Here is a 24,349-nt window from a genome sequence, read left to right on the forward strand (position 1 = left end):
ACGGCTTTCATTCCTACTTTCGGTCAATCCGTTGTTGTCATCAAAATTGATAACCCTCCCATTTCGTGTTTATACACTTATAGGGAAACGTGTCGCACAATTAACGCTTTTGTTTAGTTCTAATTTTTATAGTTAGATTAGATAAATTTGTTTCTTATTATCTCAAAATACAATCACACCCAATTCATATCATGCATCTACTGGATATAATCTGATATTCTTAGAGAGGATGATATACATATGTCTAGAAAAGACAGATTCAATTCACCTAAAATAAAATCTGAAATTTCAATTTCTCCCGACCTAGTCGGGCCTACTTTCCCACCAATCCCATCATTTACTCTGCCTACTGGCATTACCGGACCTACTGGCAACACTGGGCCTACCGGCGACACTGGACCTACCGGACCCACATTTAACATTAATTTTCGTGCAGAAAAAAATGTTGCACAGTCTTTTACTCCTCCTGCAGATATTCGAGTATCGTATGGTAATATAATATTTAATAATGGTGGAGGGTATTCTTCAGTAACGAATACATTTACAGCCCCTATAAATGGTATCTATTTATTCAGTGCCAGTATAGGATTTAATCCAACTTTAGGTACGACTTCTACTCTAAGAATAACTATAAGAAAAAATTTAGTATCCGTTGCTAGCCAAACAATAGATATACAATTTTCTGCAGCAGAAAGCGGAACTTTAACTGTAGGCAGTAGTAATTTTTTTTAGTGGCGCATTATTACCATAATGAAAATCTTAAAATATAATAGCTACAACAAATCTCATACATATAGGAGGACCTTAATGATTCTAGCTCAAGAAAAGAACATAAAATTAATTATGCATTTTCTTACCTTATTATCTTTTTTTATTCTTATTTTCTTTAGCATCACAATTTTTTATATACCGTTGATTTTTTATTTTGTATACAAATCACAAAACATTCGAAAAAATATCCTTGAAGCTGTGTTTTATCAACTATTCATTTGGATAATTACAGTAATTTGGAATCTCTTCGCAATAAGAATCTTAATGCTATCCTTGTCTAATTTAGACTTGACTTCAAATAATACTTTGATTATTTTCGGCATAGCTCCTTTATATCTAATACTGTTCCTTTTGTTAATTTTCGGGCCTATAAAAGGGATTTTATATGCGCTACAAGAAAAAGAGTTTCATTATCCTATTATTTCTAAATGGATTAACAATTAAAATCACGTGTAGAAGAATTCAGAGTTTTACTGAATTCTTTTTTATGGACCTTTCAAAGTCTTTTACATATTCCTCCGTTCCTTCTTTTAAATAAAATCCAAATTCTATACCAATTAATTGACTTATATTTAATTTTTTGGGATTTCATAATAATATTTACCTATAAAATCATTACCCTTATATAAGGAGCCATGAGCCTTTCCACTCATGGCTCTTTTTTATTACGATTTTCATTTCACATCTACACGATTTTGACTAGCTTCTCGACTAAGTCCGTCTGGATATCTTGTTGCTAATTTAGATATATTCATTTGAGCAATATCTCCTAGGGTATATTCCCTTTCGTGAGACATGATTGAAATGTAGTACAAGATGTCCCCTATCTCTAAAGCGATTTTATGTGTATTTCCTTCTTCTTCTCCTGGACAATAAGCTGGATCAAATCCATGACCATGAAAAATTGCTTTTTTTACAACATCAGCAACCTCACCAACTTCTCCCGTAAGCCCTAATGCTGCATTTAAAACAACTCTACCAAAATCGTTATTTGTATTCCATGTACATAATGTCGCTTCTTGATATTGATCTAATTCACAAATTTGATTGATATTCATTACAGCTTGTCATTCCATTGATTCACTAACTAATCTGGTTGTTTCATATACACCGTTTTCCATAGCGTTCATTTTATTTTCCCCTTCCTATTTAGCAAATTCCTAATCCTTTTTGAGGTAAGTTCGATGACTGGTATAAATCTTCAAATTCATTTATCTAATTTACATCTGTTAACTGAAATTCAATAAGATATTCTCTTTCTCCCAAATTTCGTTTTAATCTTTCTAAGTCTTCATTGCTTATTACAAATCGCTTTGAACTAACGATTGATGGATTCATTTGAACATCACGAACACATGCTGATATCGTAAATTCTTGTTCCATATTATTTTTTATAATCCATATTTCATCTCCAATATGCAAATTGTATTTTTGCATAAAATAAATCGGTACACCTATTTCCCCTTTACTAATCTGTATCACTTTATTATTTAAATCTAATAAAAAATCAAAATTAGCGTTTTGTTTCACGGAACTAATATCTATTACGCTATTATGTTCGCCTTATTTTTATTTTGTATAAAAATGTTATACCCGTTTACTTGTACTTGGATTATCTCTGCCGTTTGCTACTTTTTTACAAACGGAGTTTTTTCTACAAAAGAATTAATTGACTTTTGATTTACTTCTCCGGCATGCATTTGTACGAAATGCGGTGCGTTTGATACTTTAACCAATCGCTCCATTGAGTTCAATAGATTTAAAACGGTACTTGAAGCACTAGCCATTAAAAGACTTGATAACATGATAAACATGAATAAAATGGTAATTATCATTTTATTTTGAGAGAAATCTCTTTTTAATATTCTCCTAATCATATAAAGCTAGTTCCCTTCATTAGATAGTATTTTCTTCGTCACAACCGCTAGTAATATCATTATGAAACTAATAACTAATATAGGTAAATAAATTTTCGTACTGAATCCTTCAAACATAAAACCATATACGACTTGCCCAATTGGTGCCATACATTGAGATACCGTTGTTATAATTGCCATTACTTTTCCTAGATTTTCATTTGGTGTTTTCTTTTGGACTACAGTAATCACATAGATGGATACAATTGTCATAATCATTGCGATTAGAAGAGAAGAAAGTATAAAGAGGATAAATGGTGGATAGTATCCTAAATTAAGAGTAAACGGTGTAACTGATAGTGCCACTGGTATGACTAATAAAGCTATGATAAGCATCCAATTATATAATGTTTTCATCTGTAACTTTTTAGCAAAGAAACCGATTGACAATGCACCTAATATAGTTGCAAAATCAATTAATCCCATTCCAATTCCATACATCGTATCGCTACTCTGCATAGTTACTCTTAACATAATAGGTCCTCCAACAACAAATAACGGTGTCAAAATTAAGTTTAATAAAGCTGCAAGTAACATAGCCTTCAAAATAAAAGGTTGCTTTAAAACATAAAGAAAACCTTCTTTCATATCTTTTACAATTGTCGGTACGATATGGCCTTCCTCTATTCTTTTTATAAATGGTATTGTAATAAACATTTCTAAAATCGCAGATAAAAAGAAAGCAAAACAACTTGTTATTACGAGCATTTTTAAACCAATTATGTCGTATAATAGTCCTCCTAGTACAGGTGCAACTATATTAGATAATGCTTGCACACCATTTACGATACCGTTCGCTTGTTCTAACTTTTTCTCTGGGACTAATTGCGGAATACTTGCCATAACAACTGGTGCGTACATTGCACTAACGACTGCTAGTAAAAACATAATTGTTCCAATCAATAAAATAGATACCGATTCAGTTAATAACAAAACTATAAAGCTTAATACAATAGCAGCGTTTATAAAATCCAAAATGACCATTACATTACGGCGGTTGAAACGATCTGCTATCGCTCCGCCAAGAGGAGCTAACAAAAACGGGATACTCGTTATGGCATATAACCCTGCAAATATATCGGCACGTCCTGTTATATCTAGCACATATAAAGACAGTGCAAAACGTAATAGTGTTGAACCTAAAATAGTAATAATTTGACCACTTACCATTAAGTGAAAATCTTTCAAGGAAGATTGAATACTTGCTGGCATCCTCATCACATCCTTCATTTAGTCTAGACCGACTGCCGGTCTATAACACCCAAACAGAAAAAAGCTATTTCTGTTTCATTAAAACCTCGATCATATAATCAAAGGACCCTTCTTTCGCTCCAACAGATACTTCCATCATTTTAATATAAGCCTTAGCTCTTCTCATCATTTCTTCCGGTTTCCACTGAAATAAACCATCATCAAATATGACTTGTGCTGAAGAGAGTAATAATTCAATTGTTTCTTGTGGGTATGGAGTATAAAATATGCCTTCTTCTATTCCTTGCTCTAAAACTTCCGTTAATACAGGAGATAAATGTATAATGGATTGCACTAAACTTTTCTGATGCATTTCTGCATTATTTGGTTGATGGAATTGTTCAATCATTTTTTCTTTGACATCTCCTGATTTTGGTGATTGTTCCATTAAAATTTTAAATAACTTATCTAAAACGTGGATATCGGGATTGGAGACAATCCTTTTCGCCTTAGTGACATCCTCTTTAATAATCCTCATAATGATTTCATCCATTACTTCCTCCTTCGACTTAAAATAATGATAAAACGTCCCCTTTGCTATACCAATTTCTTTTAAAATATCATTCACGGTTGTTTTCGTATAACCTTTCGTAAGAAACAAATGCTCAGCTGTTTCTAAAATTTCCTTTCTACGCTCCTCATACTCCTTTACAATTCGCATTCAAGTTCTCCTTCCCACCAGACCGACTGTCGGTCTATTAAAATTATATGTTTAGTTTGCAAAAAGTTTCCTATTATCGTACATATACAACACCATACTTTCTATTTCCTTTATAAATTTTTATTTTTTAACGTCCGCTCAATTTGTTTAAAACGTATCTCATGTTTCTTATCGTCACCTTTCATTTTAGGAAAAGAACGATGCCTCCGTTCGATCTATGTACTTATCAATGGAGTATTTTGTTGAGTTCCAATATGTAATATTGCATATTTCGTACTTTTATATTTTTATATATAATAATTTATTTATAAAAATACAAATTATTAATAAGGGTGATTTATATGAGCAAGTTCCGAAAGAAGATGATTAAATATTTGCAAACATTTTGGGGATGCTTAGCATTTGGTGTATTAATGTTTGCTATCTTCTTAATTACGGATTTAACATATGTATCTTTAAATACATTAGGCTGGAGAGACTGGCTAGGTTCTGTAGCAGGCGCAACCATTTTATCTGTTGGGATGTTTACTTTAAATAAATTGAATTTAAAATAAATATTCGGTCAATACTGAATGTGGGCTGTATGCCAACATTCATTTAAAGTAGTCTTCTCTGTATCTCCTTGTATTGAGCAGTTAGCTTTTGCTAGCTGCTCTTTTATTTTGTTCCGGTTCTTGCCTCTTAAAGAACTCTTTATCTACTTTTCCCCAATAAGTACACATATCTATTCCCCTTTGCTACAAAATGAAATTTTTATTTTGTTTTACGCGTCGCTTCTTCAATCAGCCAAGATACAATATTAAAATCATTAGCTTCACCCTTTAAAGATGTTCCGTTCCAAAAGCATTCTTTCATCACTTCAAGTAATTTTTCAACAGCTTCAATTCATCTCATATTCATTTTCCCTTTCTCCCAAATAACTATTTTGTTTTATTAATTAACTGATTAATAAAACAAACACCTTTATTAAACATTCCATGTTTCTTCACCCCTTGAATATTTTTCAAATAAAAATACATACTACTTTCAAGCTGCCGTGTCCATGGCTAATACCTCTTTCTTTTGATGTATATTTTTTAAGAAATCGAAAATAATACCAACAAGCTGTTTGAACTAGCAGCTTCACTCTTCTCGCAATGGGGATGCAAATTATCACAATTAGCTAACTCATTGAACTCACTGGCAGACAACCAAAATCGTTGTCTGCTTTTTGTATGAGATTTTTCGTTTTACATATACTACTTTTGAACCTGCAGACCAATACGAGCCATTTTGGTACTTGGGATTTCCCTTCCGGGGATAAGTATTTTTTACTTATCCCTTTTTTGTATAGACACGTATATTTAGGTTAAAACTAATTACAAGCAGATTTTCTGTTTATGCGCAGTTCTAAACAAGATTACTTTTTCTCCTATTAAAGGACGGCAGGTACGACTGCTAGTCCTTTTTTCTTATTTCGCATATTATCACTACATTACCTTCATCGTCGTCGTAAGCAATTTCCCCATAAGGATGGCAGTGGTGCTTCTCGAGTTCCTCATCGATAAAAACTAACAAATTAGTTTTCCAGTTTCCAACGATCGTACACCAATACGAGTTTAATCCTTCATAAACTTCTCTTGTTCTATTTCGATAATTGCGGAATGTATAATGAAAATACTCGCTCGCTTCAATACCTTTTCTTTTAACCAAAGTGTTCTGCTGAATGACAGTAATACCCTTTCTCTACTGGTTTTGAACTATAAAATTCCCTTTATAAATTTCAAATACGGTGAATGAAATTTTTTTTGCCATCATCCTTGTTGTATACAAACAAAAAAAGAGCCACAATATTTCGGGACTCTTTTACAATTATAACTATTTAACGACCACGTCTTTGCTGACCTTGCTTTGTACTACCTTTTTTATTACTTGGCTTATTAAATGATCGGTTATTTTCATTTCTCGAACTATTTCTTGAATCACTTCTCGAGCTATTTCTCGAATCACTTCTTGATTCACTTCTTGAACCTTCGCGGCTATCTCTTTGACGATTTTGACCTGATTTCTTCGGAGCCGGCTTTGGTACCGGTTTTCCATTTTCATCTACACGTTTTATCTTCGGTTGTTCGATTATTTCTCTTTGTATTGGTGCACCAAGCGTTTTTTCAATTTCTTCTAAATGTTTTTCATCTTTCGCTGCAACGAACGTAATTGCAAGACCTGATCCACCTGCACGTCCTGTTCGGCCAATGCGATGAATGTAACTTTCTACATCTTCAGGGATATCATAGTTAAATACGTGCGTTACACCATCTACATCAAGTCCACGAGCTGCTACATCCGTTGCGATTAAGTACTGAATTTTAGCTTCGCGGAAACTCTTCATAACTCTTTCACGTTTCGCTTGAGGTATATCACCATGAAGTTCAGCACAATTATAACCTAGTCCTTTTAAATTATCATAAAGCTTACTTGCTCTAACCTTTGTACGACAGAAAATAACAGCTAAAAATGGCTGATCACGATCCATAACAAAACGAAGTGCATCTGGCTTTGCACGGTCTGTCGTCTCAATGACACGCTGCTCAATTGTATCAACCGTTACTTCTTCACTTTGTACTTGAATCATTTGCGGTTCATCCATATAACGCTTCGCCAATTTTTTAATATCTTTTGGCATCGTTGCTGAGAATAGCATCGTTTGTTTACTACCTGGTGTCTCATCTAAAATATCTTCAATATCATATAAGAAACCAAAATAAAGCATTTGATCCGCTTCATCTAGTACAATCGTTGAAAGATTACTTAAATCAATTGTTTCACGTCGTATATGATCTAATAATCGTCCTGGTGTTGCAACAACAATATGTGTATTACCTTTTAATTTTCTCAATTGTTGTGCTACATCTTGCCCACCATAAATCGCTAGTACATTAATATCTTCTCTTTGAACAAGCATTTTTTTAATTTCAGTTGTAATTTGCAGAGCTAGTTCCCTTGTTGGTGCAACAATTAAGGCCTGAACATCACTAGATTCTGGATCGATTTTTTCTAAAATCGGTAACACGAATGCTAACGTTTTACCCGTTCCTGTTTTCGCCTGCCCAATAATATCTTTACCTGACAGAATAACTGGAATTGCCTTCTCTTGAATTGGTGTTGCTTCTGTAATTCCATTTTCACGTAATGTATGATTAAAAGTTTCACTAATTCCTAATTCTAAAAAGTTTTTCAAATAGACCACTTCTTTTCCTTATTTTTCACATTAGCTTTCATTGTACCATTTGTTTCGCCAAATATGAAAAATAAAAAAATTCTTATCTTCTTTTTTTATATTCATCCTGTACTAGATGAACAAATTCTTTTTGCTTTTTCTCAGATTTTATTAATGCTTCCATGTTAGTAGAAGACAAAATATACTTTTTAATTTTTCTATTACTCCAAATTAAACTTGTATACTTCGGATCTTCATTTAGATTTCGAAACCACTCTAATTCACTTAATTTTGCGATATGGTGTTTCAATTTCATGTCATTTCGAGGATAAAATAAAATGATATCTGCTATTACATCAAATAACGAACCCATTTTCTCCCCCCTATACTCTTGCTCAAATTATATATATTCTTCTTTACATATATATTTCAATTTTACCGAAATATAATGTTACTGATTTGGTTGAAATCGCAAAATATATGAACTAAAAAACCGATCTTTTCGATTTAGGAAAGACCGGTTTTCATTAATTTATACAGTAAGCTTTCCTCCATGATAGCAATAATACTGTGCTGCTTTAAAACTTTTAATCCTATTTAAAGACTGTTTCGCTTTTTCTATATCCAAACAAAAATTCGGATTAGCTATTACTAACTCACGATTCTCTTGAACAGCCGCATCTCCCGTAATTACACAGTCTAAATTCGGAAAATATAATGAAATATGCCCCGAAGTATGTCCTGGCGTCGCTACTATTTGACATTCATTATTCAAAATCATTTGACCATCATGCACTTTTTCATCGACGGAAATATGTTTTATATTTTTTAACTGTTGTATAAACCATTTACCAAATTCTTTTTCTTCATTTGGCATACGTTCTAACATTTCTTCAGCTTGAACTAACCTCTCTGATTTTATATCACCACTAATATAGTTAGATTCAATTTCACTAGCAATAACATTAATGTGAGGATATTTCACTTTAAAATCGTATACAGACCCTATATGGTCATCATCATAATGAGTAATAATTATATTTTTCAAGTTTTTCATCTCATATCCATGTTTTAATATTGCATTTTCAATTAAAGGTAAAAAACTTGTATATCCTGTATCGACTAATGTTAATTCATTATGTACTATAATTAAACTTGGATAAACACATTGTTTTTGCCCGTTAAATTCGAATTCAATTGGTAGTTCTATTATTTTCATTTTTCTTCCCCCATACCGCTTATAAAATGCATAATAATAACTAAATCATCCACATACATCTTACAATATATATACTATGTAACGGAACAATGTGAATCATTGTATAATCCACATTATATTATTTTAAACAGGTAATCCCCTATTTTTATGGAAATATATAATTAAGAAAAACAATAAAATTGATTAATCTCTCACTTCTTTGTCCATCCTTTTAAAAAATCTATGTTTTGTAAAAGGAGTGTTTATATGGAGAAACAGACACTTTGGAAAAAGTTCAAAAAAAGCTCTGTAAACCTCGGTAAATCTAGCGTATATGAAAGTATTATTTTATTCTACACAATGAAAAAGAAAGAATTACCTACTAAAGCGAAATTCATAATATTAGCCGCTTTATCTTATTACGTATTAACAATCGATTTCATTCCAGATATAGCTGCTATTATTGGGATCGGCTTATTAGATGATGTTTTAGCAATCGCTGTAGCGCATAAATACGTGATGAGACACGCAGATGCTGAAATTCGAGAGAAGAGCAAAGTAAAGATGGAGTCATTATTTACTTCAGCACAAGCATAATGAAACTATCTAGTCATTTACCATGAGAGCATTGCAGAATAAATTCCTAAACAGTAAAAGAATTTCTCTTAGTCCTCAAACCGTAAACAAATAGGGAATCAGCACTTGTTCCTAAGTTCTGACTCCCTTTTATTTATTCTTATATCTATCTGTTATACAGTTTCATGCGTTCCCTTATATAAAACTGCTATTGCCGCTACTATAAGAATCATACCCATAAAAGCAGGTGCGGCATGACCAAGTGATACATAGATTTGTCCTCCAAGAATAGGACCAATCATTCTTGCTAAAGCTTGAATAGATTGGCTTCCACCTTGAATCCTTCCTTGTTCACTAGAACTGACAGACTTTGAAAGCATCCCGTTGAATGAAGGTCCGAAAATTGAATCCCCAAAACCATACATCAGCATCCCAATGATAAGTAGTGGATAGAGTGAAAACAAAGCTGATGCCGCAATAAAACTGTATCCTATAATCTCCGAAACCATCCCAAGAATTGCTATTTGTTTATCACTAAGCTTGATCAAAAGCTTTGGCATGATAAAACTTTGTGAAACAATGTCTTGAAAGCCCAAAATTGAAAACATAAGTCCGATTAATGCAGGTTTCCAACTGAAAGTATCCATTGTAAATTGCGTGAAAATTGATTGTAAAGATCCGTTAGGTATCCAAAGTAAAAACGCTGAGACAAGTAACCACTTTAAATTTTTCATGGAAAGTATGTTTGCTAGCTGCGCAAAAGGATTTAACCTTACAAACGTAATCTCTTTCAACCTATTATTTTTGTCAAGGCTCTCAGGCATATATTTGATCCCATATACAACATTTATTAACGTTATGATTGCACCAAAATACATAGGTACAGTATCACCAAACTTGGCAAGTACCCCCCCAATGGTTGGGCCAATGATAGTTCCCGCACCTACAACTGCACTCACCCATCCAAAGTATTTCGTTCTCTGCTCTTTTGGAATGATGTCTGCAAAATATGCGAAGATAGTACTTATGCTCCCACCTGTTATACCTTCTATTATGCGTCCAGCAAATAGTACCCATAAAGCTCCTCCTATTCCCAAAACTAAGTACCCAATTGCAGAACCAAATAAGCATATTAAAAGTAATGGACGACGGCCATACTTATCGCTTAAAGCTCCGAGTACTGGTGCAGTTAAAAACACGCAGGCCGCATATACGGAAGTTAGTAGTGTAACAACCAATGCTTGTTCTTCCGGATTACTTGTATATGGCTGTACTAAGAATGGGACTACAGGCATGATGATACTGAAACCTATACCACAAAGAAATACAGAAATAAGTCCGAATAGTAAAGCATGTTTATCTATGCTTTTTTCAGTTCCCCTTTCATTTTTCAATCTAAATATAGACATTTAACTTCTCTCCTAAAAAAATGTTGCTTTGTCAACAAAATAATAACTCTATTTTGTTGATTAGTCAACAAAAATAAAATAATAAAAAAGCAGCCTATTCTCATTAGAGTAAGGCTGCCCGTAAAAGCCCGATTGGTGAGGGCTGATAATCAGTGGAGATGAAGCCCCCCACTGATTAAAGTTTCACTTTATTATTAAAATATATTACGATTTAATATGTATACCTTGTTTCTTTATTTCTGCATCCAAATGTCTACTATACTTTTCCACAAAGCTAATTATACTGTTGAATTCTTCTTCAGTCACTTGTTCAAATACAGCTTTATCTCGCTCTTGAAACTCTTTATGCAAATTTTCATGGATTTTATAAATTTCTTTCCCTTGTTCGGTAAGCCTAAAATAAATTTCTTTCTTATTTTCTGACTTTTGGTAGCTTTCAACAAGGCCTTTTTGTATGAGCTTCTTAGTCATTCTACTTATAGCACCGCGAGTCACATAAAAAGCCTCTGCGAGTTGTGTCACGTTAGAATCTGCATTGTTTTCAATATATTCAATGCAGTGGACTTCAGAAGACTTAAAACCTTTAAGACCCTCTTCCATCTTATCTTTATTAAGCCAAACCAGCTTATTATATAATTCCCTGAAACCGTTCATGACCTGTTCTTCTTTATTCATGCCCTGCCCTCCTCACCGCTCATTAGCACATTAAAACTATTATATTAAATTTCTGCTTACGTTTCGACAATATTGAAATAATTATTATAACATTAAAGATATGTGTAAAAATAGGCGCTTAAATAAAATAATTTTTAAACAGCAAATTTTGCAAGTCTATTTCTACTTACAGTAAACGGTAGACAAAAAGTAAGAGCTAAGATCATTTCTCTTAGCTCTTCTTTCATAAAACTATTTCACTTCATTAGCGACAAAAAAGTGCTCACATACACTTGATATGCGCTGTAAGTCCACGTTCCCACCAGATATAACAGCCACTACTTTTTTCCCTTTTATATAACTATCAACTTTTCCTGCAAGAAGTGCAGCAGTTGCTAATGCACCTGCACCTTCTACAACAGCTTTCCCACGTTGTAATAAATCTTTCATCGCTACTTCCAGCTCTTTTTCTGATACAGTTACAATATCATCTACTAATTCTTTTACAATTTCAAATGTTAATTCACCTGGTATTTTAACTGCGCAACCATCTGCAATAGTAGGCGCCTCATAGTGTTCTACGATTGCTCCTTTATCGTAAGATGCCTTCATTCCATGAACATTATCTGCTTGGACACCAATTATATTAATGGATGGATTAAAAGATTTCAATGCTACAGAAATACCAGAAATAATTCCGCCTCCACCTATTGGTACAATGACAGTATCTACATCCCACATATCATCAAGAATGTCTAATCCAATTGTACCTTGACCAGCCATTACCTCTACATCATCATATGGATGTAAGTATGTTTCACCTGTTTCCCTTATAATTTCTTCACATTTTACCTTTGCATCATCAAAGGTTTCACCATGTAAAATCACTTCAGATCCATATCCTTTTGTTGCTTCAACTTTTGCCTGAGGTGCAGAAATTGGCATAACAATTTTACTCTTAATACCGAGTAAATGAGCAGATAATGCAACTCCTTGTGCATGATTACCTGCTGAACATGCAATTACACCTCTTTCTTTTTCTTGATCCGTGAGCCGCGACATTTTATTAAATGCGCCACGAAATTTAAAAGAACCCGTTAATTGCATATTTTCTAATTTCAAATGAATTTCTCCACCCGTTTTACTAGTCAAGTAAAAAGATTTTACTAATGGCGTTTTACGAGCATTTCTATCTAGAATTTTGTGAGCTTTTTTAATATCGTCTATATGTAATGGTAGTTTTCTAGTTATCATACTGACACCTCTTCCAATGTTCTATTCCTAAGTTTTCGTAAGTCGTAGCTCCTTTATACGAAAAGAAAAAGTCTTTATATATGTACCCCACTCTGAAATAAACACATTTGCAAACAATTTAACATCCTCTTCATATCGCGTTCTTTATAATGATTTAAACATGCAATTTGGATCCAATTATTCTTTTGTAAATAAGATGACTCATAATGAACGATGTATCCTTGTAATGCTAATGTATCGCCTACTACTTTAGAAGAATAATCTTCGCTCAATACAATAGTAAGTATAATTGGCGCGGCATGTTCTTTAGGTGAAACAAGCTTTAAACCCATATCAGTAATAACTTCTTCAACATAATCATATGTCTCTTTGATTTTTACAAATGCCTTTTCATCTTCAAATCTCTTCAACGCTTCTTGCAATGCATAAATTAAATTCCATGATTGTGAGTATGGAATACTTTCATTTTCTTCATACATGCCAATGTCCATATAGGCCGGCACAGCCTCGTTTATTTTTACAATGTGGTTATGAAAAACGAAAGAAATTCCTGTATATGATTTAATCGCTTTACCGCTAACACCACTTGCAAAATACACATCCTTCAAGTCTAATGGTATTGCTCCAATTGAGCTTATGCAATCTACACACAGTTTCATTTGATTCTCGTTACAAAGAGTATTTAGCTCGTTTAAATCGTTTAACATTCCAGTAGATGTTTCATGATGAACAAACCAAATCCATTCATAATTTCCAGTTGTCATAATTTCTTCTAATTCGGTATAAATAAATGGATCTCCCATTTCCTTTTTATACGTATCAAAATGTAACCGTGCTCGTTTTGCATGTCCAACTAATCTATTACCAAATTCCCCATTTGTTAATACTAGTCCTTTCCCTTTTAAAGAACGTAACTGTAAAGCAATCGCATCATTTGCTAACGTCCCTGTTCCTAACATAAGCTGTACATGTTTTGCTTTTGTCATGTGAAGTAACCGTTTTTTCACATTGTCCATCATCACTTGAAATGACTTAGAGCGATGGGAAATAGGTCGCGTAGAAAATGCCTTTCGAACGTTCTCTTCAATATCTACTGGACCAGGTAAAAACGTATATTCTTTCGTCATAATCCCCCCAACACTCGACTCTTCAAACATAGCAGGGGTAACATACATTGGCTGGAAGGCTGCTTCTTCTGTACCAACTAACGTATGGAAAGATTTGAATCCCATTTGCTCATATAAAGCTAGTTCACGTGTTGTTGCAGAAATGAGTGCTAATTCATATCCATTTAGAAGCAAATAACGATGTAGAAAACGAATTAATCCTAACAACGCTCTTCCATTTCTATATTCACGTTCTACTGAAAGTAAACGAATTTCATACACTTTTTCTCCATGCTCTTGCAAATAAATATCTAAATTTGAAATTTTATAATCTAACGAGAATGGTCGTTTTCCCCGCACTGCGACCATACCTACTAATCTATCCTCATCTAAACAAATTAAATATGTATTTTCTTTATGAAACCGATCTATACGAAACCGTTCTTTCGTTTCTTCATGTTGTGGTATCTCTTCTACAAAAGTTTTATAATTCAATTTATGTATACTTTCAAATTCCCAATCTTGATCAGCAACTTTATAAATTAACCCCATGCCTTATCTCCTTTATCTATTTAATAAAAAATGATAAGTGGAGATTATCCCCACTTATTAAACATTCATTTTATTCTCGATTTACATATAGAATGAGTACAATAATTATTCCACTTAATATAGTGGTAACAATAGAATAAGAATAAAGAATCATACAAATTGGTAAACAAGCAATCGTAATTAGTCCTGGCTTCGTAAACCCTTTAAATATTAAATAAAATACAATAAAAATGCCTAAGAGGGTAAGCGCTATCAAATAATCAAATGCGATTAGTCCTCCTATAAATGTTGAAATACCTTTACCGCCCTTGCCTTTAAATAAAACTGGATAAATATGTCCAATAATAACGGCCAATAATGTTAACATTACGAATGTAGGATCTTCAAAAAGGTATTTTGCTACAGCAACAACGATTGCCCCTTTAATTGCATCACCTAAAAATGTAGCGATGAAATACCCTTTTCCATATACGCGCCCCATATTTCTTGCGCCAGGATTTCCGCTTCCTTCATCCCTAATATCAACGTTATGTCTCAATTTTGTTACTATATAAGCGGTCAATATGTTTCCAATTAAATAAGAAGCCACCAAATATAAAAACTGCATACTATTAATCATGTAATCATTCACTTTCTACATGGGAATACATATACAATATTCAATTACTACGTATATTGTACGTTTTTAACATACATCCCTTTATACATTTTAACATCATATTTTTACAAATCATACAAAAATTCTCATACCTATTTTTAAAAATATATATCCCTCATTAAATAATATGTTCCTTTCACTGCCATTTCTGCTTGTGATACGAATGTAATTTCTTTCATACTTTCTTCACACCATTTCTTAAATACAGCAAATATTTCAGGAACTAAACGCAATATACTGCCACTTACTGCAATTGGCGTTGAGTGCTTAAAGTTCAACTTGTTATAAACATTTACTGTAATCCTTGCTAATTCCTTTCCAGCTTGCATCATAATTTCATGCGCATCATCATTGCCATCTCTCGCTTCCTGAATAACTAATGGGGCGATTGCTGCAATTTTATCTTTAGAAGAAGTATATACTAAGCTTTTTATATGAGACGGTGTCAAAAGTTGAAACTGGCTTTGAATATTCAAACTCAATGGACAAAGACTGATTCCTTGATCGAACTGAATTGCCATTTTCTTTAAAGCTTGTAATGCAATCCAATATCCGCTCCCCTCATCTCCTAAAATATGTCCCCATCCACCGCTATACTGATATACTTCTCCTTTTTTTCCTATACAAATTGCACCTGTACCACCTATAGTTAATATTCCATCCTTACCTTTTAAAGCAGCTGCATGTGCGATCATTGCATCATTAAAAATTTCAATCTTTGTTCCGTATTTCTTTTTTAAACGTAATGTTAATTCATTTGTATTCGCTCCGCTTATACCAGCTAATCCTAAACAAACACAAACACAATGCCCATTTATTAAACCCTTCTGGCATTGATTAATTGCTTCCATAATATGCACAAGAGCTTCTTCAAAATCTATTAATATGTTTCCAAAACCACTGGTAGCTCTTACAAGTTCATTTCCGTCTTTATCAAATGCAATTGCCTCGGTCTTCGTTCCCCCGCCATCTACTCCAATCATATACTTCATATGTTCGCCTCATTTTCATTTGCGTATGGAGGGAATGTTATATTCCCTAAAATTATGGAATTCTTAGCACCTGTTGCGCTCGGCACATTACTCGGATTACGATGATACGTTTCGTTTGCTAAAATAGCAAATGCAATTGCTTCTTTCGCTGCTGAAGAATGACCAATATCTTCTTGTATACATATGCTACATTTCTCTTCTCTTAATCCATTCCGTAACATTTCAACAAGTGTATTATTATAACTTCCACCACCACCTAAAATCACCTCATCAATTTCATAATACGGCAAAATAAACGCCTTATAATGATGAACAATTGAACATGCTGTAAACATCGTGACAGTTGCCAATATATTTTCTTTACTATGCTTTTTAAATCGATTCAATAATTCAGTCACAAACGCTTCTCCAAACTGTTCTCTACCTGTTGATTTTGGTGGTTTCATGTTCAAAAATGGATGGTTCATACAGTATGTTAAAATTTCATCTACAACTACCCCCTGCTTTGCAATCCAACCATTTTGATCATATGGTACATGAAATAATCTTTGACATACTTCATCGATTACCATGTTGCCTGGTCCAGTATCGAAAGCAATAACACTCTCTTTACTTCGTTTACTTGGAACCACTGTAACATTACTAATCCCACCAATATTTTGTAGTAGTCTATTTTTAGTTTGATGCCGATATAAAATAATCTCTGAATATGGTACAAGTGGTGCACCTTGTCCCCCTGCCGCCATGTCCATCGTTCGGAAATTCGAGATAACCGTCGTGTTCGTTTCATATGCTATTACTGCTGGTTCCCCAATTTGCAATGTTGAAGAAATAATATTCCCTTCTTGCTTTGGCTGATGATAAATCGTTTGTCCGTGAGAGCCTATTAAATCTAATTGTCTCAAAGGAAAATTGGCCTCTTTACAAACTTCCTTTACAGCATTGGCGAAGCATAAACCAAGTTTAAAATTTAAACTACATATAAGTTGGACATTCGAAGTTTCAATTGATAACGCTTGTTGGATCTCATTTTTCATATCATTACAAAATGGAACAGTAGTAAAATGGATGAGTTGGATTTTAGAATCTACACCACTTCCTTCTATATGAACGAGCGCTACATCTATTCCATCTAATGAAGTACCAGACATTACCCCTGCAACATACATAACGTGCATGACCTCCTATTTACTAAAAAACAATCATGTAAGTAACGAACGTACAACCAATCGAAAACAATATAAATCTAAAAAACAACTGAGCTTTCGATGCAAACGATCCATCAATGAAAGAAACAACTACCGTAAGCAAAACGCTTGCCGCAATACTTGTAACAAGCCAGATACTATGCATTTGTGATAGATTTAGCATGCCTAATAAAGGGACAAAAAGTAAATTTGCACAAATCACTCCAAATAATAATAAAAATACGCCTTTATAACTAAATTTTATATTCATTCTATTTCCCCCTTTCTAGTTTTAATGTGAAAGAAGTGATAGACAAAAAGTCTATCACTCAAAATAACAGCGTGCAGATTAAGGATTAACAGATTCCCCGTCACCATTTTTTTCAATTTCAAGCATATTTTTGTCGTACATTTTAAAGAATGGTAAATAAATAAGGAACGATATTGCTATATTTATAAAAACTAATACAATCGCACGCCAATCTCCTCCTGTTGCTAAATATGCACCAATTGGAGCAGGTAGTGTCCATGGCGGCATAATATGCGTTGGTGTTACAAATCCCATCGCAGTTGCTGAATATGCAACAGTTGCTGTTACAAGTGGTGTAATGATAAATGGGATAATTAAAATTGGATTTAGTACAATCGGTAATCCGAATATGACTGGTTCATTAATATTAAAAATACCCGGAACAATACAAGTTCTTGACAATGCTTTCGAATATTTCGATCGACCAAATACAATCATAGCTAATACAAGCCCTAACGTCGCACCAGAACCGCCAATCCATATAAACCATTGATATAACGGCTCTGGTGAAATAAATGGCAACTGATCTGCTCCACTAGCAACTGCTTCACCATTTTTCCCTAGGTATACTTCCCATAATGGCCGAGCAACAGTTCCAACAACCGACACACCATGGATTCCGAATGACCAAAAAAACGTAATTAAAAACACTGGAATCATTACACCGAAGTAACTATCCCCAGCTTTTACTAATGGTGCTGCTAATTTATCAACAACATGGTGTAAATCAATGCTAAAAACGACAGTTACTAGACTCATTATAATAATAACGAATGCTGCAGGTATAAGTGCTTCAAATGAACGCGATACAGATGGCGGTACTTGTTCTGGCATTTTAATCATTACATTTTTCTTCTTACAAAACCTTAAAATCTCTACGGATAAAATAGAAACAATCATCGTCACAAATAATCCATGACCTCCGAGATTTGTCATCGGAAGCATGAATCCTTTTTTATCAATTAACTCAGGCGTTAATGTTAAAAGTAGTGAACATACCGCGAGCTGTGCTCCTGATAAAGCATCTAATTTATAACTTTTCGCTAAATTATATCCTATTCCAAATGCGATATATAAGGACATAATAAACATGGTTAAACGATATGGTATCAATATACTTGTTTGATTCTTTAATGCCCAAACTGATATAAAACTATCTTTCGGCAGTGGTGGAAATGCTACTATTAAAAAGAAGCTTCCTACTATAATAAATGGTAACGCCGAAATAACTCCATCACGGATTGCTTGTAAATGTCTCTGCTCAGAAAGCCTTGCCATCGGTCCAGATAAGTTTTTATCAAGAAACGTGACAAACTTATTCATAACGTTTCCCCCTAACTGATTAATTCATTTACAGTTTTTAATAAAGTCGGGCCGCCAAGCGGTGTGTATGCTTGCGGCGGTATGATGCCACACGGAATAGTTTCCTCCTCTGCAAATTTTTTTACAGAGTCAAATCGGTGTCTTATTTGAGGTGCCACCATTACGACATCCCAGCCATTCTTCACTTCTTCCTCTACCTCATTCGTTCCAATTGCATGCACTTCCATGTTCACACCATTTTTCTCCGCTTCTTTTTTTAAAGCGTTTACAACAATTGCACTGGACATTCCTCCAGAACAGACGAACAAAACTTTCATTTATTAATCCTCCTATACTTATAATTTATTACCCTTCAAATGAAAGGAAGTTTCACTTTACTAACAAGCATATGAAGTAGTAAATGAATTTAGTTATAATGAAAGTAAATTTCATTAAAAATATTTTTCCTATTAAATTAATGTTTCAATATGCAATTTTCTCTATTGCAAGGTCAACCTCGCCTCAGATATTATTTTAAATAATCATATGATAGGGAGGCGTATAAATGATCGTTAAACGTTTATTAATGATATGTTGTATCGTTATCTTGTTCATCCCTTTCTCTTTCATTCCCCCTCACTCTACTTATGCTGAAGTAAATACTACGTACAAAAAACATGAATTACGTGCTGTATGGATCGCATCAGTTCTGAATATTGATTGGCCCTCAAAAACTGGCTTACCTATTGAAAAACAGAAGCAAGAATTTATAAGATTATTAGACGATGTAAAAAGCACTGGTATGAATGCAGTTGTTGTACAAATTAAACCAACCGCTGATGCTTTCTATCCTTCAAATTACGGTCCTTGGTCTGAATACATTACAGGAACACAAGGAAAAGATCCTGGTTATGACCCGCTCGCATTTATGATTGAAGAAACTCATAAAAGAAATATAGAATTCCACGCTTGGATTAACCCATACCGAATAACGATGAATCACACCGATATAAATCGATTATCAAATAATCACCCTGCAAGGCAACATCCCGATTGGGTTGTCCCTTATGGCGGAAAGTTATATTACAATCCCGGTATTCCGGAAGTGAAAAAATTTATAACAGAAGGCGCTTTAGAAATCGTACAAAATTACGATATTGATGCGCTGCATATGGATGATTATTTTTACCCATATAAAGTAGCCGGTGAAGAATTTCCAGATCAGAAAACATACGAAACATATAATAATGGTAGATTTACAAATATAGAAGATTGGCGACGTAATAATGTAAATGAACTTGTAAAAGATTTAAATACTGCTATAAAACAAGAAAAATCATATGTAAAGTTTGGCATTAGTCCGTTCGGCGTATGGCGAAATATAGCTGACGATCCCACTGGCTCTAACACAACCGCAGGCCAAAGAAACTATGATGACCTTTATGCTGACACACGTGAGTGGATACAAAAAGGATATATTGACTACATTACACCGCAAATATATTGGAATATAGGTTTCACCCCAGCTGCATATGACATATTAGTAGATTGGTGGGTTAAAGAAACAAATAACAAACCGCTTCACCTATACATCGGTCAAGCGGCCTATAAAATTAATAATAACTCCGTCCCTGCTTGGTCTGATCCAGAAGAATATCCAAAACAAATTGCATTAAACCGGCTATATCCTGATATAAAAGGTAGTATGCATTTTAGCTTAAAAGATATTAATAACAATCCACTCGGAGTTAAAGATAGCCTTTCAAAAAACATATATAAACATCCTGCATTAATCCCGCCTATGCCTTGGCTTGATCATGATCCACCAAAACAACCGACTTTAAAAGGCGCCATTCCAAGAGATGAAGGTATTGCAATTGGTATCATTGACAATAGAGATAATGATTCTGCTTATTACGCTATTTACCGCGTGAATGGGAAAAATGAAGTGGATATACAAAACCCAAAAAATTTACTTACTGCTGTAAGAAAAACAAAACTTGGAGAAATTTATGTAGATAAAACCGCTATTTCCGGAGAAACGTATACGTATGTCGTAACTGCAGTTGATCGATTGCATAATGAAAGTGTGGCTTCTAGTCATACTACCGTTAGAGCAAAATAAAACCTCATAAAAAAAGCGCCTTAAAGCCGTGATACTTAGCTTTTAAGGCGCTTTTTGTTATTTATTCTTAAACTTCTCAGTCGCTGCTCTCATCTTCACATTTAAATCGTGATCAATTGAGTCGCGAATATCTCGCTCTACTACTTCCATTTCTTTTTTGAAATTTTCCAAGTAGATCTTCAGTTCTTCTTCCTTCTCTGGTCTTTGTGAAGGTGGTAATTGTACTACCAACGATAACATGGCCGTTAAATCTTTCATTAAGAATGTTTCAAGTTTATGTTGTTGTTCAAACATGCGTTGCTCTTGATAGTACGGAAGTGCATTCAATACTGAAATTGTAATATCATCAACCGTTCTTTGTAATGAAGGATTTATTGAGCGTTTATACGCTTGAATTGTATTTAATGCGTCTGGATAACGGTCATAAAAATACAATTTGTAAAATGATAAGTCTGTCGGTTTTACAGTTTGCTGTGTTTCTTGTCTTAAGAAATCTTTCACTTTCATCGCAGCTACATCAATATCTTCATTCGTAAGCTTTTTCGTAGTTTTTGCCATTACATGCACTTTTTTCTGCTTTTCTTTCGGTAACATCGAGAAGACTTGTTCTCTCGTACGTTGACCTGATGCACAAAATAGAGTATTTAATGTATTTTGTTCTTTCTTTCCTTCAGTGCGAATCCAGCGATAAAACAGTGGATGTTGTGTAAATTCTTGTAGAAACGGTATTGATTTGTTTGATAACTTGTCTAAAGAATCTTGCGCTCTTTTATATGGCTTCGTCCATGAAAAATACAGCTTCCGTCCGAAATATACGACTAAAACAACGACAGTAAATGCTATTAAAAGCAATGTACCGAGTAGTAATAATACTGTTTGAATGAAACTCATTTGTTCACCTCCTCTAATAATCCGTTATTTCCTTGGACGCTGAATGAGTTTCTGCTTCATCTCATCATTAAATGTGTCTAGTTCAATAACGAACTTCTTACTTGACTCGATAATACGTTCTGACGATTTTTCAGATGCTTCAATTGCAGCGAACACATTTTGGAATGATTCACGTAATTTATCCATGCTAATAGCAGGGTTTTCAAGCAATTTTGTCGTTTCTTCTGTATTTTGTTTTAACGCTTGAGAATTACTTAATACCATCGATTCAATTGCTTCATTTGTCGCATTCACTGCATCAATTGTTTTCCGTTGATTCGTTAATGCTAGCTGAATAGCAGCTGAAACTGTTACAACGTTTTGCGTCATCGTAATTGCATTACGTATTGCTTCTGTTAGCTTTTCGTTATTTTTCTTAATGATGTCTACAGAAGCTATAGATTGTAATAATACACTTTTCGCTTGCTGCATATTACGTGTACGTACAAGTATCTTTTCTAACGCATCGTTAATTAATGGAATATCTCTTTGACGCTCTGGGTTTTGTTTCTCAGCTTCAAGCATGCCAGCAAGCTTTTTCCCTAAGTATACTTGTTTATCAAGCGCATGAATTTTATCGTGCGATTGTTCTTTTAACATTTCAAGACCCACTGTATCCTCTTGTAAGTTATCACGGCCAATTAGAAGGGATCTAATGATTTCCTCGATTTGTTTATCTATAGATTGGTATTTATGCACGTATGTTTCAAGTGGATTTTTCTTGAATACTTTAAACATTATTTTCTTCATACCACTTGCTTTAAGTGAATTGGGATCAAGCTCTGATACCACTTTTCGTAATTCTAACAATGTATTTGGAATTTCTTCATTTTTCCCATTCATCATCGCTGTTACAGGGCGTTTTAAAGCTGATAACGTTTGTCCTGCTGCCTGTTGCTCTTTATCCCCTAAATCTCCTAGCTGCGACAATACTTTTGATAAATCTGTATTTTGCTCGCTATTTAACTTTTGTACATAAAGATCAGCTTCTTTATTTAGTTCCTCTAATTCTTCATCTTTTATAACTGTATCAACTACTACTTCTACATTATTATCTTTCACAATGGATACAGGTTCTTTTTTCTCGAGTTCAGTCAACAAAATCGCTCCTTTATTTATATGTGCGAATTTATATGCACTATATTTCATCAATTATATCGTATTTCATATACATTCTGACTGCTTGAAATCGATTTTTTTAGAAATGCCTGTTTATGCAGTCATTCCCTGTTTCTTACTATAAGTATACCTGTAATCAACATAATTTTCCTCAGACTTAAGACCTAGAGAACGACATGCTGAAGGCGGATTCTTCGTATGTTACTATAAATTATGTTCTCCTATCCTACTGTACTCAATCTTTTGACATACACCCTTTTTCAATGTGATAATTATATTACGCTATACCCTATTTCTTCTTATGTGCTACAAATGCTCCATTTTGAAATGCCAATAAAACCGTTTCAAACATTTCATCTTCTTCTATCATTTTTCTAAACTCGGCTAATTCATTTGCATGAGAGGTTGCGTTATCAACAACAAGAAAACCCTTTGGTTGTAAAATGCGTTTTATATGCTCAAGCCACCACATGTATTGCGTACGCTCTGAATCTAGGAAAATAAAATCAAATGAATGATCTAATTGCGCATCTAAAAATGCCCCTGCTTCTTGATTATGAACATCAATCCTTTGTAAAAGGTTTGCCTTTTCAAAATTGACAAGTGCCTCTCCAACTCGTTCTGAAGAAAGCTCTACAGTTGTTACATTTCCATTTGTTTCTTCTACCGCATTAGCTAACCACAATGTAGAATAACCATTAGAAGTTCCAATTTCTAAGATATTTTTTGCGCTACACCCTTTTACTAAAATTGATAAAAATTGCCCCATCTCACGAGTAATATTCCGTAATTTTTCTTCCCGTGTTTTTTTATTTCGATCATGCTCTTCTCCATATTGTTCAAGTTGAAATAATAATGAATCTAACGTATCCATTTTTTTCATCGCCTTTCCAAAGCAATATGATGAAAAAGCTCTTGCTGCCCGTCTACTTTTTATTATATGCGAAACAAAAACCTTTTTCCTGTTATATGACAAAGATTTGATTTTTTTTATAGCATATTGTTTCGTTTTTTGGTAAAGTTAATTTCTACGTGCAATTATTCCATTCATATTATTTCATATTAAAATTGCAGTTATTAAATTATATAAACCCCATTTAAATGAATCGGTATTTCAAATTCAATTAAGCGCCCTTTTCGGACGCATTTTCTTTGTTTATATATTTCCAGAAGAAAGGATGC

The 24,349-nt window shown here is 33.7% G+C and carries 23 protein-coding genes and 4 pseudogenes; 6 read left to right on the plus strand and 21 right to left on the minus strand.

All coding sequences use genetic code 11. The features are described from left to right. Positions 1-240 precede the first annotated feature (240 nt). A pseudogene (locus ACTFN4_RS17405) lies at positions 241-327 on the plus strand (exosporium leader peptide-containing protein); the annotation flags it as partial. Here ACTFN4_RS17405 and ACTFN4_RS17410 read toward each other — a convergent pair. Then, positions 297-413, minus strand: a pseudogene (locus ACTFN4_RS17410) (glutamine synthetase); the annotation flags it as partial. The pseudogenes ACTFN4_RS17405 and ACTFN4_RS17410 overlap by 31 nt on opposite strands. A gap of 7 nt (positions 414-420) precedes the next feature. Here ACTFN4_RS17410 and ACTFN4_RS17415 point away from each other — a divergent pair. After that, the gene (locus ACTFN4_RS17415; protein WP_439962684.1) at positions 421-732 is read left to right on the plus strand and encodes a C1q-like domain-containing protein; all 312 of its coding nucleotides are present in this window, start codon (positions 421-423) and stop codon (positions 730-732) included. A 75-nt stretch (positions 733-807) separates the two neighbouring features. Continuing rightward, the gene (locus tag ACTFN4_RS17420) at positions 808-1,215 is read left to right on the plus strand and encodes a DUF4870 domain-containing protein (protein ID WP_439962578.1); all 408 of its coding nucleotides are present in this window, start codon (positions 808-810) and stop codon (positions 1,213-1,215) included. Between the two features lie 230 nt (positions 1,216-1,445). Here the strand turns inward: ACTFN4_RS17420 and ACTFN4_RS17425 are convergent. From ACTFN4_RS17425 to ACTFN4_RS17440, 4 genes and pseudogenes are all read right to left on the minus strand, one after another. After that, positions 1,446-1,901: pseudogene (locus tag ACTFN4_RS17425) on the minus strand (nucleoside triphosphate pyrophosphohydrolase family protein). A gap of 25 nt (positions 1,902-1,926) precedes the next feature. Further along, a pseudogene (locus tag ACTFN4_RS17430) lies at positions 1,927-2,648 on the minus strand (ABC transporter permease); the annotation flags it as partial. 6 nt (positions 2,649-2,654) lie between these two features. Beyond that, positions 2,655-3,899 (minus strand): MFS transporter, encoded by a 1,245-nt coding sequence (locus ACTFN4_RS17435; RefSeq protein ID WP_439962579.1) that lies wholly within the window; start codon positions 3,897-3,899, stop codon positions 2,655-2,657. A 64-nt stretch (positions 3,900-3,963) separates the two neighbouring features. Beyond that, complete coding sequence (locus ACTFN4_RS17440) at positions 3,964-4,599, minus strand: TetR/AcrR family transcriptional regulator (RefSeq protein WP_439962580.1); 636 nt, start codon at positions 4,597-4,599, stop codon at positions 3,964-3,966. A gap of 341 nt (positions 4,600-4,940) precedes the next feature. Here ACTFN4_RS17440 and ACTFN4_RS17445 point away from each other — a divergent pair, with 341 nt between their 5' ends. Continuing rightward, positions 4,941-5,153, plus strand: a complete 213-nt coding sequence (locus ACTFN4_RS17445; protein ID WP_000033160.1) for a hypothetical protein — start codon at positions 4,941-4,943, stop codon at positions 5,151-5,153. A gap of 1,307 nt (positions 5,154-6,460) precedes the next feature. Here the strand turns inward: ACTFN4_RS17445 and ACTFN4_RS17450 are convergent. The 3 genes from ACTFN4_RS17450 to ACTFN4_RS17460 form a co-directional block, all read right to left on the minus strand. Continuing rightward, positions 6,461-7,825 (minus strand): DEAD/DEAH box helicase, encoded by a 1,365-nt coding sequence (locus ACTFN4_RS17450; RefSeq protein ID WP_439962581.1) that lies wholly within the window; start codon positions 7,823-7,825, stop codon positions 6,461-6,463. 73 nt (positions 7,826-7,898) lie between these two features. Continuing rightward, positions 7,899-8,168, minus strand: a complete 270-nt coding sequence (locus ACTFN4_RS17455) for a hypothetical protein (protein ID WP_000535038.1) — start codon at positions 8,166-8,168, stop codon at positions 7,899-7,901. A 159-nt stretch (positions 8,169-8,327) separates the two neighbouring features. Beyond that, on the minus strand, positions 8,328-9,014 hold the full coding sequence (locus ACTFN4_RS17460; protein ID WP_000691172.1) for an MBL fold metallo-hydrolase: 687 nt from the start codon (positions 9,012-9,014) through the stop codon (positions 8,328-8,330). Between the two features lie 246 nt (positions 9,015-9,260). On the opposite strand from ACTFN4_RS17460, the gene ACTFN4_RS17465 reads away from it, so the two are divergent. Next, a complete protein-coding gene (locus ACTFN4_RS17465; RefSeq protein ID WP_000415089.1) occupies positions 9,261-9,590 on the plus strand; it encodes a YkvA family protein in 330 nt (109 codons plus the stop codon). A 152-nt stretch (positions 9,591-9,742) separates the two neighbouring features. Here ACTFN4_RS17465 and ACTFN4_RS17470 read toward each other — a convergent pair whose 3' ends face one another. The 10 genes from ACTFN4_RS17470 to ACTFN4_RS17515 form a co-directional block, all read right to left on the minus strand. Beyond that, positions 9,743-10,978 carry an MFS transporter gene (locus ACTFN4_RS17470; protein WP_000021786.1) on the minus strand — a complete coding sequence of 412 codons (1,236 nt, stop codon included), beginning with the start codon at positions 10,976-10,978 and terminating at the stop codon, positions 9,743-9,745. Between the two features lie 204 nt (positions 10,979-11,182). Then, positions 11,183-11,653: a MarR family transcriptional regulator gene (locus ACTFN4_RS17475; RefSeq protein WP_001030904.1), complete on the minus strand. Its 471-nt coding sequence runs from the start codon at positions 11,651-11,653 to the stop codon at positions 11,183-11,185. Positions 11,654-11,884: 231 nt separating this feature from the next. Continuing rightward, positions 11,885-12,886, minus strand: a complete 1,002-nt coding sequence (tdcB, locus tag ACTFN4_RS17480; RefSeq protein WP_000632959.1) for a bifunctional threonine ammonia-lyase/L-serine ammonia-lyase TdcB — start codon at positions 12,884-12,886, stop codon at positions 11,885-11,887. Between the two features lie 74 nt (positions 12,887-12,960). Next, entirely contained in the window at positions 12,961-14,544 is a 1,584-nt protein-coding gene (locus ACTFN4_RS17485; RefSeq protein ID WP_000523061.1) for an aminotransferase class V-fold PLP-dependent enzyme, read from the minus strand. 70 nt (positions 14,545-14,614) lie between these two features. Beyond that, positions 14,615-15,163 (minus strand): glycerol-3-phosphate 1-O-acyltransferase PlsY, encoded by a 549-nt coding sequence (gene plsY / locus ACTFN4_RS17490; protein WP_000610870.1) that lies wholly within the window; start codon positions 15,161-15,163, stop codon positions 14,615-14,617. Positions 15,164-15,300: 137 nt separating this feature from the next. After that, positions 15,301-16,194: a BadF/BadG/BcrA/BcrD ATPase family protein gene (locus ACTFN4_RS17495; protein WP_439962582.1), complete on the minus strand. Its 894-nt coding sequence runs from the start codon at positions 16,192-16,194 to the stop codon at positions 15,301-15,303. Continuing rightward, a complete protein-coding gene (gene anmK / locus ACTFN4_RS17500; RefSeq protein WP_439962583.1) occupies positions 16,191-17,363 on the minus strand; it encodes an anhydro-N-acetylmuramic acid kinase AnmK in 1,173 nt (390 codons plus the stop codon). The genes ACTFN4_RS17495 and anmK overlap by 4 nt, the downstream gene beginning before the upstream one ends. A gap of 22 nt (positions 17,364-17,385) precedes the next feature. Further along, positions 17,386-17,652 (minus strand): hypothetical protein, encoded by a 267-nt coding sequence (locus tag ACTFN4_RS17505; RefSeq protein ID WP_001021963.1) that lies wholly within the window; start codon positions 17,650-17,652, stop codon positions 17,386-17,388. A gap of 78 nt (positions 17,653-17,730) precedes the next feature. Then, positions 17,731-19,014, minus strand: a complete 1,284-nt coding sequence (locus ACTFN4_RS17510; RefSeq protein ID WP_001032280.1) for a PTS sugar transporter subunit IIC — start codon at positions 19,012-19,014, stop codon at positions 17,731-17,733. A gap of 11 nt (positions 19,015-19,025) precedes the next feature. Next, positions 19,026-19,331, minus strand: coding sequence for a PTS sugar transporter subunit IIB (locus ACTFN4_RS17515; protein WP_439962585.1), 306 nt, complete (start codon positions 19,329-19,331; stop codon positions 19,026-19,028). Between the two features lie 227 nt (positions 19,332-19,558). Between ACTFN4_RS17515 and ACTFN4_RS17520 the strand changes: the two genes are divergently transcribed. Beyond that, positions 19,559-21,118, plus strand: a complete 1,560-nt coding sequence (locus ACTFN4_RS17520) for a glycoside hydrolase family 10 protein (protein WP_439962586.1) — start codon at positions 19,559-19,561, stop codon at positions 21,116-21,118. A gap of 57 nt (positions 21,119-21,175) precedes the next feature. On the opposite strand, the gene ACTFN4_RS17525 is transcribed toward ACTFN4_RS17520, so the two are convergent. From ACTFN4_RS17525 to ACTFN4_RS17535, 3 genes are all read right to left on the minus strand, one after another. Further along, a complete protein-coding gene (locus ACTFN4_RS17525; RefSeq protein WP_000008377.1) occupies positions 21,176-22,009 on the minus strand; it encodes a DUF3974 domain-containing protein in 834 nt (277 codons plus the stop codon). A gap of 24 nt (positions 22,010-22,033) precedes the next feature. Continuing rightward, positions 22,034-23,146 (minus strand): toxic anion resistance protein, encoded by a 1,113-nt coding sequence (locus tag ACTFN4_RS17530; RefSeq protein WP_000137407.1) that lies wholly within the window; start codon positions 23,144-23,146, stop codon positions 22,034-22,036. A gap of 310 nt (positions 23,147-23,456) precedes the next feature. Further along, positions 23,457-24,050, minus strand: a complete 594-nt coding sequence (locus tag ACTFN4_RS17535) for an O-methyltransferase (RefSeq protein ID WP_016109961.1) — start codon at positions 24,048-24,050, stop codon at positions 23,457-23,459. Between the last annotated feature and the right edge of the window lie 299 nt (positions 24,051-24,349).

Source organism: Bacillus cereus group sp. MYBK95-2, from assembly GCF_051915225.1.
Taxonomy (GTDB): domain Bacteria; phylum Bacillota; class Bacilli; order Bacillales; family Bacillaceae_G; genus Bacillus_A; species Bacillus_A cereus.